Raw genomic sequence first — 14753 nt, 5'->3', positions numbered from 1 at the left:
CGGCTCTCCTGCACGGCCCGCATGCGCTTTGGCGCATGCGGGCCGTGTGGTTTATCCTTTCCCCGTTTTTCATCGTCGATACAGGTTCGCATGAACGACTTGCTGCGCTCCTTCGTCCGGGCCTTCGTCAGCGCGCTGCATCCGCGCATGCTGTGGCTCACCCTGATGCCGTTCGTCGTCTCGGCGCTGCTGTGGGGCGTCGTGCTGTGGTTCTCTTGGCAGACGCTGATCGATGCCGCGCGCGGCGCGCTCGACGGCTTCGTGCTCACGGCCGTGCTGTACCGCATGTTCGACGCGATCGGGATGTCGCAGCTGCATGCGGTCGTCGCGCCGTTCGTCGTCGTCTCGCTCGCGATTCCGCTGATCGTGCTGACCGTGCTGCTGCTGATCGCGACGATCTCGATGCCGGTGGTGATCAAGCACCTGTCGAACCGGCAGTTCGCTACGCTCGAGGCGAAGCGGGGCGGCACGTTCTTCGGCAGCGTGTTCAATTCGCTCGGCGCGGCCGTCGTCGGCGTCGTGCTGCTGGTCGTCACGATCCCGCTGTGGCTGATTCCGCCGTTCTTCGCGCTGCTGCCGCCGGTGATCTGGGGCTGGCTGACCTACCGCGTGATGACCTACGACGCGCTCGCGCAGCACGCGAGCCGCGACGAGCGCCGTGCGCTGGTGCGGCAGCATCGTTGGCCGCTGATCGGCATCGGCGTCGCGACGGGGCTGCTCGGTACCGTGCCCACCTTCGTGTGGGTGTCGTCGGTCTGGATGATGGTGCTGTTTCCATTCGTGGCGGCGGCGATGATCTGGGTTTACGCTTTCATCCTCGTCTTCTCGGCGCTGTGGTTCGGGCACTATTGCCTGCGCGCGCTGGACGACCTGCGCGCGAGTTCGCGCGCCACCGCAATCGACATGGGGCAGGCATGAGCATCGGCATCATCATCATCGGCGACGAAATCCTTTCGGGCCGCCGGCAGGACAAGCACCTGACCAAGGTCATCGAGCTGCTCGGCGCGCGCGGCCTCGCGCTCGACTGGGCCGAATACGTCGGCGACGATCCGGCGCGGATCACCGCCACGCTCGCTCGCGCGATCGCGTCCGGCGACATCGTGTTCTCCACGGGCGGGATCGGCGCGACGCCGGACGACCACACGCGCCAGTGCGCGGCCGCCGCGCTCGGCGTGCCGCTCGAGCTGCACCCGGAAGCAAAGGCGCTGATCTCGGAGCGCATCCGCGAGACGCACACCGATCCGGCCAAGCCGATCGATTTCGAATCGCCGGAAAACCAGCACCGCTTCAACATGGGCGTGTTCCCAGCGGGCGCGACGATCATCCCGAACGGCTACAACCGGATTCCCGGGTTCTCGGTCGGCGATCTCCATTTCGTGCCGGGCTTCCCGGTGATGGCGTGGCCGATGATCGAATGGGTGCTCGACACGAAGTACCGCCATCTCCATCACGCGACGCCGCACGCGGAGCGCTCGCTGTACGTGTTCGAACTGCCGGAATCGACGCTCACGCCGCTGATGGAGAAGATCGAGCGCGATTTTCCGGGCGTGCGCGTGTTCAGCCTGCCGAGCGTGGGCGACGCCGAGCGCGGCGGGATCTACGCGCGGCGGCATATCGATCTCGGCGTGAAGGGCGAGCCGGAGGCGGTCGCGGCCGCGTTCGTGAAGCTCCGCGAAGGCGTGCACCTGCTCGGTGGCGACGTGGTCGAGCCGGACGTGCCGCGCGCCTGAGGGCCGCGCATCGGTCACCGATGCGGGCCGCGGAGAGGCCGCACAAAAACCACGGGCCGCGCAACGCGGCCCGTCATCGGGATGTCATCGCCCGCCTCGACGATGTCGCAATCGGGCGTGCTTCGGCGGATGCGCCGTCAGGCGCCGATCCACGGCAGTTTCCGGAAGCACCAGCCGTCGACCGTCTTGCGGTGGCCTTCCGCATCCTTGCCGCCCTCGAAGCCTTCGAGCAGGTCGAAGGCCTTCGTGAAGCCGGCCTGCGTCGACGCGACCGCGGCGAGCTTCGAGCGCGCGGCGCTGCGGCACAGGAACAGGATGGGCGTATCGGCCGGAAGGGCCGCTTTCAGCTGATCGACGAATTCGGCGTTCGGCACGCCACCCGGGTAGCGCGTCCATTCGAGGTGCAGGTACTGGCCGTCGCCGACGAGCGGGCGGCCGATCCAGTCGAGCTCGGCGTGGGTGCGCACGTCGACGAGGCGTGCCGACGGGTCGAGCTGCAGCAGTTCGAATGCCTCGACCGGCAGCAGTGCGCCGGCATAGGGGAGCGCGCCCTGGGCGCGGCGTTCTTCGGCCTTCGCGTAAAGCTGGTCGAGCGTACTCATGGCAGGAGGTCTCCGTATCGGTCAAACGATCATTCTAGCGCGGTGCCGCCGCGCGGATGTCCGCTTGCCCGGCAGGGTATGCACCGCCCACGTGTTCACCAAAAAAGTGCAGAATGATGCGAATGCACCAGAATGATTCCGTGCTCTTGGCGCGTTTCACCATTTGCACCATGGAGGTGCGGCCAGCCGATCGCCGATGTGGCGCCCGGCCCCGGAATCGCGCAGCCGGGCCCTGCCGTGGCGCGGGCTGGCGCGATTCATGTCGCTTCTGTGCATGGCTGGCACGGTTGCTGCTATATAGAATTCGGTCGACCCGGGGCACGCTGCGCTAAAGCCAGACTCCGGGCAGCTCGATAAACGAGGCGGTTCCCAGTCCGCCGGAATTGTTCAATCAGGAGAAGAGGTTATGAGTAAAACCGTCGCCGACGTCATGCAGCTCGTGAAGGACGAGGACGTCAAGTTCGTCGATTTCCGCTTCACGGATACGCGCGGCAAGGAACAGCACGTGTCGGTGCCGGTTTCGGCGTTTGACGAAGACAAGTTCGAAAGCGGTCATGCATTCGACGGCTCGTCGATCGCCGGCTGGAAGGGCATCGAGGCGTCGGACATGCTGCTCATGCCGGACCCGAGCGCCGCGTTCATCGACCCGTTCTACGAAGAGTCGACCCTCGTGCTGACCTGCGACGTGGTCGAGCCGGCCGACGGCAAGGGCTACGAGCGCGATCCGCGTTCGCTCGCGAAGCGCGGCGAAGCGTACCTGAAGAGCACGGGCATCGGCGACACGGCCTACTTCGGTCCGGAACCGGAATTCTTCATTTTCGACTCGGTCCAGTGGAACACGGACATGTCGGGCTGCTTCGTGAAGATCAACTCGGAAGAAGCACCGTGGTCGGCAGGCAAGGAATTCGAAGGCGGCAACACGGGCCACCGTCCGGGCACGAAGGGCGGCTACTTCCCGGTCGCACCGGTCGACACGTTCCAGGACATGCGTTCGGAAATGTGCCTGCTGCTCGAACAGCTCGGCATCCCGGTCGAAGTGCACCACCACGAAGTGGCGGGCCAGGGCCAGAACGAAATCGGCACGAAGTTCTCGACGCTCGTGCAGCGCGCCGACTGGACGCAATGGTCGAAGTACATCATCCATAACGTCGCGCACTCGTACGGCAAGACGGCGACGTTCATGCCGAAGCCGGTCGTCGGCGACAACGGTTCGGGCATGCACGTTCACCAGTCGATCTGGAAGGACGGCCAGAACCTGTTCGCGGGCAACGGCTACGCCGGCCTGTCGGAACTGGCGCTGTTCTACATCGGCGGCATCATCAAGCACGCCCGTGCACTGAACGCGATCACGAACCCGACGACGAACTCGTACAAGCGTCTGGTCCCGCACTTCGAAGCACCGGTCAAGCTCGCTTACTCGGCGCGTAACCGTTCGGCATCGATCCGCATTCCGCACGTGTCGAACCCGAAGGGCCGCCGTATCGAAACGCGCTTCCCGGATCCGATGGCGAACCCGTACCTGTGCTTCACGGCGCTGATGATGGCCGGCCTCGACGGGATCCAGAACAAGATCCACCCGGGCGAAGCCGCGGACAAGAACCTGTACGACCTGCCGCCGGAAGAGGATGCAAAGATCCCGACCGTCTGCGCAGGCCTCGACCAGGCACTGGAAGCGCTCGACAAGGATCGCGAGTTCCTGACGCGCGGTGGCGTGTTCACCGACGGCATGATCGATGCGTACCTCGCGCTGAAGGAGCAGGAGCTGGCGAAGTTCCGCATGACGACGCATCCGATCGAGTTCGAGATGTACTACTCGCTGTAATCGGCGATGGCGCTTCGATTCAGCGCCGTCATGCCGGTTCGTTCCCGTCGCGCGGCTTGCGGCGGGAACCGCGGAGTCTGAAAGGGGACGGCGTCCAGCCGTCCCTTTTTTGTTCCGAGCATTTCCATTTTTCGACCCGGTGAGGCGCGACGACACGCACGATGGCTCTGAAGAATCTGATCAAGGCGAAGACGGGGCATGCCGAGCGACTGACGGAAGACGAGCGGCTCTCGCGCTCGGGCCTGCTTGCGGGGCTGGAAGCGCTGCCGACGGTCGTGATCGTGCTCGACCGCAAGACGCTGCGGATCGCGTACGCGAACCCGTCCGCGGAGGCGATGCTCGACATCTCGCGCCGGCAGCTCGCGCAGCGGCCGTGGGGCGAGATTTTCCCGAACGCGAACGAGCTCGCGTCGACGATCACCGCGATCGGCGAGGAGCGCTTTCACGCGACGCATCTCGATACCGTGCTCGATCGGCCCGGCCGCGAACCGCTGCACGTGCATGCGATCGTCGGCTTCATCGAGACCGCGCCCGATTTCGTGCTCGTCGAGCTGTTCGAGAACGAACGGCAGTCGCGCACCGATCGCGAGGAACGCATCCACGACCTGACCGCGGTCAACAAGCAACTGATCCGCAACCTCGCGCATGAAATCAAGAACCCGCTCGGGGGGATTCGCGGCGCAGCCCAGCTGCTCGAATTCGAACTGAGCGAGCGCGAGCGCGGCGAGTTGCGCGAATACACGCAGGTGATCATCAAGGAGTCCGACCGCCTGCAGACGCTCGTCGACCGGTTGCTGGAGCCGCATCGGCATCCGCACATCGTCGGCGACGTCAACATTCATGAAGTGTGCGAACGCGTGCGCGCGGTGATGCTCGCGGAATTTCCGCGCGGGCTCACCATCGAGCGCGATTACGACGTGAGCGTGCCGGACCTGCGCGGCGACAAGGAGCAGTTGATCCAGGCGCTGCTGAACATCGTGCGCAACGCCGCGCAGGCGCTGCGCGAACGGATCGCGCAGGGCGACGCGAAGATCGAGCTGCGCACGCGCGTCGCGCGCAAGGTGACGATCGCGAAGCGCCTGTACAAGCTGGCACTGGACTTGCACGTGGTCGACAACGGGCCCGGCATTCCGGAGGAGATCCGCGACCGGATCTTCTACCCGCTCGTGTCCGGGCGCGACGACGGCAGCGGCCTCGGCCTCACGCTCGCGCAGACCTTCGTGCAGCAGCACGACGGGATGATCGAAGTCGAGAGCCGGCCCGGCCGTACCGAATTTCAGATCCTGCTGCCGCTCGATCACTGAGCGACGGCATGGCGATTCACCGGATTCACCCATACCTGACCGACCTATGAAGCCGATCTGGATAGTAGACGACGACCAATCGATCCGCTGGGTGCTCGAAAAGGCACTCGCCCGCGACAGCTTCGCGACGAAAAGCTTCGCGAACGTGCGCGACGCGCTGGCCGCGCTCGACCACGAGACGCCGCAGGTGCTCGTGTCCGACATCCGGATGCCGGGCGGCTCCGGCCTCGAGTTGTTGCAGGCGATGCACGAGCGCTTGCCGGGCCTGCCCGTCATCATCATGACGGCGTTCTCCGATCTCGACAGCGCCGTCGCGGCGTTCCAGGGCGGCGCGTTCGAATATCTCGCGAAGCCGTTCGACGTCGACAAGGCCGTCGAGCTGATTCGACGCGCGGTCGAGGAGAGCCTGCGCGGCGGTGCGCCGCAGGACGAGCGCGTCGCCGAGGCGCCCGAGATGCTCGGCCAGGCACCCGCGATGCAGGACATGTTTCGTGCGATCGGCCGCCTGTCGCATTCGGCCGCGACCGTGCTGATCACCGGCGAATCGGGCACCGGCAAGGAACTCGTCGCGCGGGCGCTGCACCGTCACAGCCCGCGGGCGAACGGCCCGTTCATCGCGCTGAACACCGCGGCGATTCCGAAGGACCTGCTGGAATCCGAACTGTTCGGCCATGAGCGCGGCGCGTTCACCGGCGCGCAGACGACGCGCCAGGGCCGCTTCGAGCAGGCCGAGAACGGCACGCTGTTCCTCGACGAAATCGGCGACATGCCGTTCGATCTGCAGACTCGCCTGTTGCGCGTGCTATCGGACGGCCAGTTCTACCGGGTCGGTGGCCACAACCCGCTGCGCGCGAACGTGCGCGTGATCGCCGCGACGCATCAGAATCTGGAGGCGCGCGTGCGGCAGGGGCTGTTCCGCGAGGACCTTTACCACCGGCTCAACGTGATTCGGCTGCGGCTGCCGCCGCTGCGCGAACGCAGCGAGGACATCGCGCTCCTCACGCGCCACTTCCTGCAGAAGAGCGCGCGCGATCTCGGCGTCGAGCCGAAGCGCGTGTCGGACGAAGCGCTCGCGTATCTGACGTCGTTGCCGTTTCCCGGCAATGTGCGGCAGCTCGAGAACCTCGCGAACTGGCTGACCGTGATGGCGCCGGCGCAGACGGTCGAGATCAAGGACCTGCCGCCCGACCTCGTGCCGGCAGGCGCAACGGTGACCGCGATGGCCGACGGCGCGGATGCGCCCGGCGGCGTGAGCGGCGGCGTTGCGGGCGACGCGGCGCGCGCGCAGCTGGCGGCGGGTGGCGTGCCGTTGACTGCGGCGCCCGTCGCGGCCGCACCGAACGGCGCGCCGGCCGGCTATCCGATGTGGGAAAGCGGGCTGCGCACCGAAGTCGCGCGGCTGTTGCGCGAGAATTCGGCCGACGTGATGGACGAACTCGCGCGCCGCTTCGAGGCGGCCGTGATTCGCGAGGCGCTCGACTTCACGCGCGGCCGCAAGGTCGAGGCGGCGGAGCGGCTCGGCATCGGCCGCAACACCATCACGCGCAAGATCCAGGAACTGCATCTGGAGCCGTAAGCCTCCATCGCGGCATGCGCGGGTGTCGCGCATGCCGCGATCGGACATAATCGCGGTTTGCCGTCAGGTGCGTTCCGTCATGTCCGATTCCTTCCGCTGGCCCGCCGGGGCCGATCCCTTCCGTTTTCTCGAATCGCTCGACAGCAAGCGTGCCCGCGCGTGGGTCGACGAGCAGAACGCGCGCACGCGTATCGCGCTGCGCGACGACGATGCGTATCGCGCGCTTACCGCCCGGCTCGCGCAAGCGTATCTGCCGCGCGAACGCCCGGTGATTCCGACCCGCTGGCGCGAGTGGGCGTACGACCTGTGGCAGGACGATATCCATCCGAAGGGACTGTGGCGCCGCGCGCGCTGGGACGACTGGCGCGCCGGCCGGCCCGAGTGGGAAACGCTGCTCGACGTCGACGCGCTCGGCGCGCAAGAGGGCGAGTCGTGGGTGTTCGAGCAGGACGCCATCCTGTACCCCGACGGTGACCGCGCGCTGCTGTCGCTGTCGCCGGGCGGTGCCGACGCCGTCGTCGTGCGCGAGTTCGATCTCGTGCAGCGTCGTTTCGTCGACGGCGGTTTCACGATCGACGCGCCGGGGCATCACACGGTCGGCTGGATCGACCGCGATACCGTCTACGTGAGCTGGGATCGCGGCGAAGCGCATGCGACCGCGGCCGGCTATCCGTACGAAGCGCGCCGCTGGGTACGCGGCACGCCGCTCGCCGATGCGCCGGTCGTGTTTCGCGGCGAACCCGACGACATCAGCGCCGGCGCGTGGTTCGACCCGATCGATGGCCGTCACGTCGCGTGGCGCAGCGTGGATTTCTTCGACGCACACGCGTACTGGCTGACCGACGCGGGCGAGTGGGCGCGCTACGACGTGCCGACGCATGTCGAGGTCGGCTTCTGGGAAGGCTGGCTCGTGCTGGAGCCGCGGCTCGACTGGGACTGCGGCGGCGTGCATCATGCGGGCGGCTCGCTGCTCGCGATCCGCGAGCAGGCGTTCCTGGCAGGGTCACGCGAGCTCACGACGCTGTTCGCGCCGCGGCCGTCGACGTCCGCCTGCACGTGGACGCACACGCGCACGATGCTGATCGCGAGCTGGCTCGACGACGTGCACAACCGCACGATGCTGTGGCAGCCGCGCCAGGGCGAGGACGGCGCGTGGACGTGGGATGCGCGGCCGTTCGACTGGCCGGGCGATGCGCAGATCGACGTCGAGCCGGTCGAGTCGACGCTGAACGACGACGTGTACGTGGACGTCGATACCTATCTCGATCCGCCCGAATGCTGGCTCGCCGACCTGGCCGATCGCGCGGCCGATGCGCCGTCGCGCCGCGTGCTGCTCGATCGGCCGCCGGTGCGGTTCGATGCGGCCGGGCTCGTCGTGCGTCGCGCGAATGCCCGTTCGCGCGACGGCACGGTGGTGCCGTACACGCTGATCGGGCCGCGTGACGCACTCGATGCACTCGATGCACTCGATGCGCCGGATCGCGCCGACGGCAGCACCCGCGTCGCGCGCCCGTGCCTGCTGTCAGGCTATGGCGGCTTCGCGATTCCGAACCTGCCCGGCTACAGCGATGCACTCGGCATTGCGTGGCTCGAACGCGGCGGTGTCGCGGCGTTCGCGCACATCCGTGGTGGCGGCGAATTCGGGCCGGGCTGGCACGTCGACGCGCAGCGCGAACATCGGCAGCGCTCGTTCGACGACTTCATCGCGGTGGCCGAGGACCTGATCCGCACCGGCGTGACGACGGCCGCGCAACTCGGCATCGAGGGCGGCAGCAACGGCGGGCTGCTGGTGGGCGCCTGCATGGTGCAGCGCCCGGAACTGTTCGGCGCGGTGCTGTGCCGCGTGCCGCTGCTCGACATGCAGCGCTATCCGAAACTGCACGCGGGCGCCGCGTGGCTCGACGAGTATGGCGATCCGGACGATTCGCGCGAGGGTGCGGCACTCGCCGCGTACTCGCCGTATCACCGCGTGCGCGAAGGTGTCGTGTATCCGCCGCTGCTGCTGACGACGTCGACGCGCGACGACCGCGTGCATCCGGCGCATGCGCGCAAGATGGCCGCGCGCATGCATGCGCTCGGCCACGAACGGGTGTGGTACTGGGAGAACACCGACGGCGGCCACGGCAGCGCCGACGATCTGGAGCGCGCCGAATCGGATGCGGCGGAGTTCGGTTTCCTATGGGCCCATCTCGGGCCCGCGCCCGCGCGCGGTTGAGCGCGCGCGGGCGCGTGGGCGGGGGCTCAGCCGACGATCGCGACGACGGGCGTGTGGTCGGACGGCTGGTCCCACGTGCGCGGCACGCGGTCGACTTCGCACGACGTGCAGGTGGCGGCGAGCGCCGGCGACAGCAGGACGTGGTCGATGCGCAGCCCCGCGTTGCGGCGGAACGCGAACATCCGGTAGTCCCACCACGTGAAGGTCTTCTCCGGCTGTTCGAAGCGGCGGAACGCATCGACGAAGCCAAGCTCGATCAGCTTCGCGAAGTGCGCGCGCTCCTGCGGCGACACGAGGTTCTGGCCTTCCCATTTCGCCGGGTCGTGCACGTCGCGGTCTTCCGGCGCGATGTTGTAGTCGCCGAGCAGCGCGAGCTTCGGGTAGCGCTGCATTTCGGTGGCCAGCCACGCATGCAGCGCGTCGAGCCACTGCATCTTGTAGACGAACTTGTCGGAGTCGGGCGCCTGGCCGTTCGGGAAATAGGCGGACACGATGCGCACACCTTCGACCGTCACGGCGATCACGCGCTGCTGCGGATCGTCGAAGCCGGGGATGTTGCGCACGACGTCCGACTCGTCGACGGCGAGCGTGTCGCGCACGAGGATCGCGACGCCGTTGTAGGTCTTCTGGCCCGCGAACCAGCTGCGGTAGCCGGCAGCTTCGAGATCGGCGCGCGGATACTTCTCGTCGGGCAACTTCAGTTCCTGCAGGCACAGCACGTCGGTTCCGCTTTGCGCGAGCCAGTCGAGCACGTGCTGCTTGCGGACGTTGAGCGAGTTGACGTTCCAGGTGGCGATTTTCATGAACGGGAATGCGTGCGGGGTGAATGCGAAGGCCGCCATCTTACCGCGAGCAGGGGGCGCGAACGCGCGCGACACGCGACGCGAAGCAGGTGCGATGCAACGCGTGATCGACGGCCTGCAAAGAAATTGTGACAAAAGTGTTGACGTGAGTACTTCATCACCCTATAATTTATTTCTCTGACGCGGGGTGGAGCAGTCTGGCAGCTCGTCGGGCTCATAACCCGAAGGTCGTAGGTTCAAATCCTACCCCCGCAACCAAGCACACCAGACGATGTGCAGCGCAAGTGACCGATGCGCGCTTCGTCGACAGGAACCCGGCCTCGTGCCGGGTTTTTTGTTTTCAGCCCGCCGCCCACTCGACCGCCGCCTTCGCATGCAGCGCGGTCGTATCAAACACCGGCAGCGGCGAATCGTCTGCGCCGATCAGCAGCGTGATTTCCGTGCAGCCGAGTATCACCGCCTGCGCACCGCGTTTCGCCAGTTCGTCGATGATCGCTACGTAGGTCGCGCGCGAGTCGGCGTCGATCACGCCATGACACAGCTCGTCGTAGATGATCCGGTGCACGTCGCTACGCGCGGATTCGTCCGGCACCAGCACGTCGAGGCCGAATTTGTCGCGCAGACGCTCCTTGTAAAACGGCAGTTCCATCGTGTAGCGCGTGCCGAGCAGCGCGACGCGCTCGACGCCCGCTGCACGCAGTGCGGTGCCGGTCGGATCGGCGATGTGCAGGAATGGCAGCGCCACCGCAGCCTCGATCGCGTCGTGTACGCGGTGCATCGTGTTGGTCGTCAGCACGACGAGATCGGCGCCGGCCGCTTCGAGCCGGCGCGCGGCATCGGCCATCCGTTCACCGAGCGCGGCCCAGTCCTGCGCGCGCTGCAATGCTTCGATCTCCGCAAAATCCACCGTGACCAGCACGCTCTTCGCATTGTGATGGCCGCCGTGCAGCGCCTTCGAATGACGATTGATCATCCGGTAGTACTCCGCCGACGATTCCCAGCTCATCCCGCCGATCAGTCCGATCACCTTCATCCGTCACCCGCGCGTTTCGTAAACTGTGTCAGACGAGTATAGGGGGCGGTCCTTGCGCGCGGCGGTACGATCCGCGCGAAGCGGACCGGTACGGTGCCGCCGGAACGTGCCGGAACTGCGCGGAGGCGACCGAACGCACCATCACGCGACAGTTGAAACGGACACTGTGTTTTTGTACAGTATCGGCACCGTGAATCCGACCATCATCCCGCCTGCCGATCCGCGCGTGCCGCCACCCGGCGACGCTCCGTCACGCGTGCGCAAGATCATCCATTGCGACTGCGACTGCTTTTACGCATCGGTCGAGATGCGCGACGACCCGTCGCTGCGCAACCGGCCGCTCGCGGTCGGCGGCCGGCCCGACCAGCGCGGCGTGATCGCGACCTGCAATTACGAGGCGCGGCGCTATGGCGTGCATTCGGCGATGTCGTCGGCGCTGGCGATGCGCAAGTGCCCGGACCTGCTGATCCTGCCGTCCGCGATGGACAAGTACCGTGCGGCGTCGCGGCAGATCATGGCGATCTATCGCGACTACACGCGTGACGTCGAGCCGCTGTCGCTCGACGAGGCGTACCTCGACGTCAGCGGTTCCGAACTGTGCCAGGGCAGCGCGACGCTGATTGCACGGGAGATTCGCCGGCGCGTGTACGACACGGTCGGCGTGACGGTGTCGGCGGGCGTTGCGCCGAACAAGTTCATCGCGAAGATCGCGTCCGACTGGAACAAGCCCGATGGCCTGTTCGTCGTGCGCCCGCATGAGGTCGATGCATTCGTCGCGGCGTTGCCGGTGCGCAAGCTGCACGGCGTCGGCCAGGTGACGGCCACGCGGCTCGACCGGCTCGGCATCCAGACCTGCGCTCAGCTGCGCGACTGGTCGCTGATCGATCTGCATCGCGAGTTTGGCGCGTTCGGCCGGCGGCTGTACCAGCTCGCGCGTGGAATCGACGAGCGCCCCGTGCAGGCCGACCAGGAGCGCAAGTCGGTCAGCGTCGAGACGACCTACGTGACCGACCTGACGACGCTCGAGCAATGCGCGGACGAGATTCGTCGCCTGGTCGTGCAGCTCGACGCGCGGATCGCGCGCGCGGGCGCGGCCCGCTCGATCCGCAAGCTGTACGTGAAGATCCGCTTCGCGGATTTCCAGCGCACGACGGTCGAGTGCGTGGCCGATGCGACGAATGCGCAGACGGCCGTCACGCTGCTCGCGAAGGGACTGCAGCGGCGCGCGCAGGCCGTGCGGCTGCTCGGTGTCGGCGTGCGCATCGACGAGGACACGGCCGAGCGTCACGGGCAGTTTTCGCTGTTCGACGACGAGGCCGACCGCAACACCGCCAACACGGACGAAGCAGGCGGCGAAACGCCGGCGCCATGATGAAAAAAGGCACCGCCGAAGCGGTGCCTTTCGATGCAGGCGGACGAGCCGGGCAGGGCCTGCTCAGTGCGCGGGGGACGCCATCCCGTTGTGGCGGAGCAGCGCGTCGATTTCCGGCTCGCGGCCGCGGAACGCCTTGAACGAATCCATCGCCGGCCGGCTGCCGCCGACTTCGAGGATCTCGCGGCGATAGCGCGTGCCGGTCGCCGCGTCGAGCACGCTGCCGCTCGCGGCAGCCGCTTCCTCGAACGCCGCGTACGCGTCGGCCGACAGCACCTCGGCCCACTTGTAGCTGTAATAGCCGGCCGCATAGCCGCCCGCGAAGATGTGGCTGAACGTGTTCGGCCAGCGCGAGAACGCCGCCTGCGGGATCACGTGGTAACGCTCGTTGATCTCGCGCGCGAACGCGTTCACGTCCGTCGCGCCGGCCGGGTCGAAGTCGACGTGCAGCAGCATGTCAAACATCGAGAACACGATCTGGCGAAGCGTGCCGAGGCCGCTCTGGAAGTTCTTCGCGGCGATCATCTTGTCGAACAGCTCGCGCGGCAGCGCGGCGCCCGTATCGACGTGCGACGACATCGACGACAGCACGTCCCATTCCCAGCAGAAGTTTTCCATGAACTGCGACGGCAATTCGACCGCATCCCATTCGACGCCGTTGATGCCCGACACGCCGAGTTCGTCGACGCGCGTAAGCATGTGATGCAGCCCGTGGCCGAATTCATGGAACAGCGTGATGACTTCGTCGTGCGTGAAGCATGCAGGCTTGCCGCCGATCGGTGCCGAGAAGTTGCAGGTCAGGTACGCGACCGGCGTCTGCACGGCATTACCGCGCTTCGCACGCGAACGCGCGTCGTCCATCCATGCGCCGCCGCGCTTGCCTTCGCGTGCATACAGGTCGAGATAGAACTGCGCGACGAGCGAGCCGTCGCGGTTCTCCACGCGGAAGAAGCGCACGTCCTTGTGCCACACCGGTGCGTCGTCCGGCTTGATCCGCACGCCGAACAGCGTTTCGGTGACGGTGAACAGGCCCTTCAGCACGGCCGGTTCCGGGAAGTACTGCTTGACCTCGTTTTCCGAGAACGCGTAGCGCTGCTGGCGCAGCCGCTCGGCCGCGAACGCGACGTCCCACGGCGCGAGCTCGGCCAGACCGAGTTCCTTCGCGGCGAATGCGCGCAGTTCGTCCCAGTCCTTGTCAGCGTGCGGTCGCGCGCGCGTCGCGAGATCCTCGAGGAACGCGATCACCTGCTGGGGCGATTCGGCCATCTTCGGCGCGAGCGACACTTCGGCGAAGTTGCGGTAGCCGAGCATCTGCGCTTCTTCGCGGCGCAGCTTCAGTTCGTCGGCGACGATCGCCGTGTTGTCCCACTCGGCCTTGCCGCCGCCGTACTGCGGGCCGAGTTCCGATGCGCGGGTCGCATACGCGCGGTACAGCGTCTCGCGCATCGCGCGGTTCTCGGCGTACTGCAGTACCGGGAAGTAGGACGGGAAGTGCAGCGTGAACTTCCAGCCTTCCTTGCCTTCCTTCTGTGCGGCTTCGCGGGCCGCTTCGATCGCGTCGCCCGGCAGGCCGGCCAGCTCGGCTTCGTCGTGCGCGAAATACGCATACGCGTTGGTTGCGTCGAGCACGTGGTCGGAGAACGCCTTCGACAGTGCGGCCTGCTGCTCCTGCAGTTCCGCGAAGCGCGGCTTCTGGTCCTCGGGCAACTCGGCGCCCGACAGGCGGAAATCGCGCAGTGCGTTGTCGAGGATCTTCTTGCGCTCGGCGGACAGCGTCGCGTATTCGGCGCTCGCGGCGATTGCCTTGTACTTCTCGTACAGCGCGAGGTTCTGGCCGACGCTTGACCAGAACTCGGTCACGCGCGGCAGGTTTTCGCCGTAGGCGGCGCGCAGCTCCGGCGTATCGGCGACCGCGTTCAGGTGGCCGACGACGCCCCATGCACGCCCGAGCGGCTCCGTCGCCTGCTCGACCGTCTCGACGATCGCGGCCCATGTCGCCGGCGTCGCTGGCGCGCTCGCGGTGTCGACCGCGCGGTTGGCGGCATCGAGCAGCGTGTCGAGCGCGGGCGTCACGTGTTCCGGACGAATTTCGCCGAAGCGGGGCAGGCCGGAGAAATCGAGGAGCGGATTGGTGTTGGCGCTGGCGGACATTAAGACTCCCTGTCTGTTGCCGGATGAACCGGGGTGAAAAGGGTGAGGCGCGATGCGGCGGCGCCCGATACCGACATTATTGGGGCGCATCGCGCGCTTTCCAATCGTTAGTTTCTAACGACGCGATTGGATGCGCTCGGCACGG

The 14753-nt window shown here is 67.0% G+C and carries 11 protein-coding genes and 1 tRNA gene; 8 read left to right on the top strand and 4 right to left on the bottom strand.

The annotated features are described in order from the left end of the window. Positions 1-90 precede the first annotated feature (90 nt). Both WS75_RS00865 and WS75_RS00860 read left to right on the top strand, forming a co-directional pair. Positions 91-918 carry an EI24 domain-containing protein gene (locus WS75_RS00865; RefSeq protein ID WP_059608428.1) on the top strand — a complete coding sequence of 276 codons (828 nt, stop codon included), beginning with the start codon at positions 91-93 and terminating at the stop codon, positions 916-918. After that, positions 915-1730: a competence/damage-inducible protein A gene (locus WS75_RS00860; protein ID WP_059678741.1), complete on the top strand. Its 816-nt coding sequence runs from the start codon at positions 915-917 to the stop codon at positions 1728-1730. The genes WS75_RS00865 and WS75_RS00860 overlap by 4 nt, the downstream gene beginning before the upstream one ends. A gap of 137 nt (positions 1731-1867) precedes the next feature. On the opposite strand, the gene WS75_RS00855 is transcribed toward WS75_RS00860, so the two are convergent. After that, complete coding sequence (locus WS75_RS00855) at positions 1868-2332, bottom strand: rhodanese-like domain-containing protein (protein WP_059678740.1); 465 nt, start codon at positions 2330-2332, stop codon at positions 1868-1870. A gap of 406 nt (positions 2333-2738) precedes the next feature. Between WS75_RS00855 and glnA the strand changes: the two genes are divergently transcribed. The 4 genes from glnA to WS75_RS00835 all read left to right on the top strand — a co-directional run bounded on the left by glnA (position 2739) and on the right by WS75_RS00835 (position 9249). Then, entirely contained in the window at positions 2739-4154 is a 1416-nt protein-coding gene (glnA, locus tag WS75_RS00850) for a type I glutamate--ammonia ligase (protein WP_059678739.1), read from the top strand. A 161-nt stretch (positions 4155-4315) separates the two neighbouring features. After that, the gene (gene glnL / locus WS75_RS00845) at positions 4316-5458 is read left to right on the top strand and encodes a nitrogen regulation protein NR(II) (protein ID WP_059678738.1); all 1143 of its coding nucleotides are present in this window, start codon (positions 4316-4318) and stop codon (positions 5456-5458) included. A gap of 46 nt (positions 5459-5504) precedes the next feature. Further along, the gene (gene ntrC / locus WS75_RS00840) at positions 5505-7034 is read left to right on the top strand and encodes a nitrogen regulation protein NR(I) (RefSeq protein ID WP_059678737.1); all 1530 of its coding nucleotides are present in this window, start codon (positions 5505-5507) and stop codon (positions 7032-7034) included. Positions 7035-7113: 79 nt separating this feature from the next. Continuing rightward, on the top strand, positions 7114-9249 hold the full coding sequence (locus WS75_RS00835; RefSeq protein WP_059678736.1) for a prolyl oligopeptidase family serine peptidase: 2136 nt from the start codon (positions 7114-7116) through the stop codon (positions 9247-9249). 26 nt (positions 9250-9275) lie between these two features. On the opposite strand, the gene xth is transcribed toward WS75_RS00835, so the two are convergent. Then, entirely contained in the window at positions 9276-10052 is a 777-nt protein-coding gene (gene xth, locus WS75_RS00830; RefSeq protein ID WP_218919260.1) for an exodeoxyribonuclease III, read from the bottom strand. A gap of 181 nt (positions 10053-10233) precedes the next feature. Here xth and WS75_RS00825 point away from each other — a divergent pair. Continuing rightward, a tRNA-Met gene (locus tag WS75_RS00825) sits at positions 10234-10310 on the top strand. Positions 10311-10392: 82 nt separating this feature from the next. Here the strand turns inward: WS75_RS00825 and WS75_RS00820 are convergent. Continuing rightward, the gene (locus WS75_RS00820; protein ID WP_059678734.1) at positions 10393-11085 is read right to left on the bottom strand and encodes an aspartate/glutamate racemase family protein; all 693 of its coding nucleotides are present in this window, start codon (positions 11083-11085) and stop codon (positions 10393-10395) included. Positions 11086-11251: 166 nt separating this feature from the next. Between WS75_RS00820 and dinB the strand changes: the two genes are divergently transcribed. Beyond that, positions 11252-12457, top strand: a complete 1206-nt coding sequence (dinB, locus tag WS75_RS00815; protein ID WP_059678733.1) for a DNA polymerase IV — start codon at positions 11252-11254, stop codon at positions 12455-12457. Positions 12458-12520: 63 nt separating this feature from the next. Here the strand turns inward: dinB and WS75_RS00810 are convergent, their stop codons facing one another. Next, a complete protein-coding gene (locus WS75_RS00810) occupies positions 12521-14608 on the bottom strand; it encodes a M3 family metallopeptidase (RefSeq protein ID WP_059678732.1) in 2088 nt (695 codons plus the stop codon). Between the last annotated feature and the right edge of the window lie 145 nt (positions 14609-14753).

This window comes from Burkholderia sp. FL-7-2-10-S1-D7 (assembly GCF_001524185.1).
In the GTDB taxonomy this organism is placed as follows: domain Bacteria; phylum Pseudomonadota; class Gammaproteobacteria; order Burkholderiales; family Burkholderiaceae; genus Burkholderia; species Burkholderia diffusa.
Note: the sequence above shows the minus strand (reverse complement) of the source record. Positions and strands in the feature narration are given on the sequence as shown.

What these genes read in the sequence shown, in the direction of transcription:
- WS75_RS00835 (WP_059678736.1), top strand. Translation starts at nt 7,114, where the DNA reads ATGTCCGATTCCTTCCGCTGGCCCGCCGGGGCCGATCCCTTCCGTTTT.
- glnL (WP_059678738.1), top strand. Translation starts at nt 4,316, where the DNA reads ATGGCTCTGAAGAATCTGATCAAGGCGAAGACGGGGCATGCCGAGCGA.
- WS75_RS00865 (WP_059608428.1), top strand. Translation starts at nt 91, where the DNA reads ATGAACGACTTGCTGCGCTCCTTCGTCCGGGCCTTCGTCAGCGCGCTG.
- WS75_RS00855 (WP_059678740.1), bottom strand. Translation starts at nt 2,332, where the DNA reads ATGAGTACGCTCGACCAGCTTTACGCGAAGGCCGAAGAACGCCGCGCC.
- WS75_RS00860 (WP_059678741.1), top strand. Translation starts at nt 915, where the DNA reads ATGAGCATCGGCATCATCATCATCGGCGACGAAATCCTTTCGGGCCGC.
- xth (WP_218919260.1), bottom strand. Translation starts at nt 10,052, where the DNA reads ATGAAAATCGCCACCTGGAACGTCAACTCGCTCAACGTCCGCAAGCAG.
- WS75_RS00820 (WP_059678734.1), bottom strand. Translation starts at nt 11,085, where the DNA reads ATGAAGGTGATCGGACTGATCGGCGGGATGAGCTGGGAATCGTCGGCG.
- glnA (WP_059678739.1), top strand. Translation starts at nt 2,739, where the DNA reads ATGAGTAAAACCGTCGCCGACGTCATGCAGCTCGTGAAGGACGAGGAC.
- WS75_RS00810 (WP_059678732.1), bottom strand. Translation starts at nt 14,608, where the DNA reads ATGTCCGCCAGCGCCAACACCAATCCGCTCCTCGATTTCTCCGGCCTG.
- ntrC (WP_059678737.1), top strand. Translation starts at nt 5,505, where the DNA reads ATGAAGCCGATCTGGATAGTAGACGACGACCAATCGATCCGCTGGGTG.